2 protein-coding genes are annotated in these 1,459 nt (G+C 39.9%); both read left to right on the forward strand.

The window, feature by feature from the left end; genetic code table 11:
* Nucleotides 1–266: 266 nt before the first annotated feature.
* Nucleotides 267–557 carry a hypothetical protein gene (locus tag LNTAR_RS24600; RefSeq protein WP_007281495.1) on the forward strand — a complete coding sequence of 97 codons (291 nt, stop codon included), beginning with the start codon at nucleotides 267–269 and terminating at the stop codon, nucleotides 555–557.
* A gap of 250 nt (nucleotides 558–807) precedes the next feature.
* On the forward strand, nucleotides 808–1,459 hold a 652-nt coding region (locus LNTAR_RS24605; RefSeq protein ID WP_007281496.1), incomplete at its 3' end, for a glutamate--tRNA ligase family protein.

Genomic DNA, 1,459 nt, shown 5'->3' on the forward strand with positions numbered 1-1,459 from the left:
GTGACAACTGGTATATAGCGAGCTCAGGCCAACAACGCTTTGATTGGTTTATGAAGTGGCTAAGATGCGACACTGAAGAAGTTCATTACCATTCAGATGATGAAATTCTCCCTCAGCAATAAGACGATAAACGACTTGATCTCTTAAGTTCTAATTGATTTTTTCAAAAAAAACCTCACTCGAACTAATCATTGGGAATATTTAAGTTTGAATTACAAAGTCCAAAGCACTAGATTTGTGCAATTAACTTTTGAGGAGAAATCATTATGAAAAAACTAATCTTGACTCTATGTGTAGTTTTTCTATCGAGCTGCTGCACAACTAATGAATTTATTGATTCCGAAATCACGGATGCCAACGAGAATTACAAACAGGTTTCAGCTAAGACACCTATCTACATTGAAAATGAAACTCAAGAGTGTGATAAAAAAATCCGCGACTGGACTGTCCGAGTCAATGAACACGGCAGAGACCACAGCAAAAAATTCATGACACGCCTGACCAACTTCTGGGATCGTGAAAGCCAAAAGCTTGCAGACTTAAGCCACTGCGATTAAGCTGACCACAGACTTTTATTAAGCCGAGCAATGCTCGGCTTTTTTATTGCTATAAAAAGCTCTTTTACCTTGCTCACCCACCACTTCCAAAAGTTATTAATCTCTTAATGACTTTGAACTTAAGAATATTTTCACTAGCAATTTCTGTGGTAAAAAAACAATCTTATGATATGTATGCGCACAATATTATTTCTATGAGGGCTTTTGCCCTCACTATTTTCAACTCAAAACTTAATTGACGAGAACCAAAATGAGCGAAGTTAGAGTTAGATTTGCCCCCTCACCAACGGGCAATGTACATATTGGCAATATTCGTGCCGCAATTTTCAATTACCTTTTTGCAAGAAACCAAGGCGGGAAATTCCTTCTGCGCGTAGAAGACACCGATAAAGAGAGAAGCACACAAGAAGCGGTCGATGCCTTATTAGAATGCATGCAATGGCTCGACCTAGATTACGATGAAGATCCTCTTTACCAAAGCACACAAGAAAAGCATCATTTAAGCGTAGCGAAACAACTCCAAGACAAAGGCCATGCCTACCGTTTTGTTAAAGGCGAAAACGAAGTCACCCTCTTCCGGATGCCGTGGGACTTAGAAAATTACGACTGCGTCCGCAAAGTCGACCAACAAGAACTCCCACTCCATGCAGATGTTGAACTTGAAATTGATGCTGGTGGTATCCGTTTTGCCACAATTTCCCGCAAACGCAAAGCCGTCCCTATGGAAGCTTGTCATGCTGGCTACAAAGACTTAAAAGTTTTTGATGCAGACGACAACGAGATCTTTGATTTCAACTCAAATTACGACTCGATTATTACTGGTGAACAAACTATTAAAATTGCGAATGGTGCAAAAATCACTTGGACTCGCCACAGTGTCTTTTTCAATGACCTCATCAAAG

Origin of the sequence: Lentisphaera araneosa HTCC2155, assembly GCF_000170755.1 — a bacterium.
In the GTDB taxonomy this organism is placed as follows: domain Bacteria; phylum Verrucomicrobiota; class Lentisphaeria; order Lentisphaerales; family Lentisphaeraceae; genus Lentisphaera; species Lentisphaera araneosa.

Excerpts from the sequence above, each read along its gene's own strand:
- LNTAR_RS24600 (WP_007281495.1), top strand. The coding sequence starts at position 267 with ATGAAAAAACTAATCTTGACTCTATGTGTAGTTTTTCTATCGAGCTGC.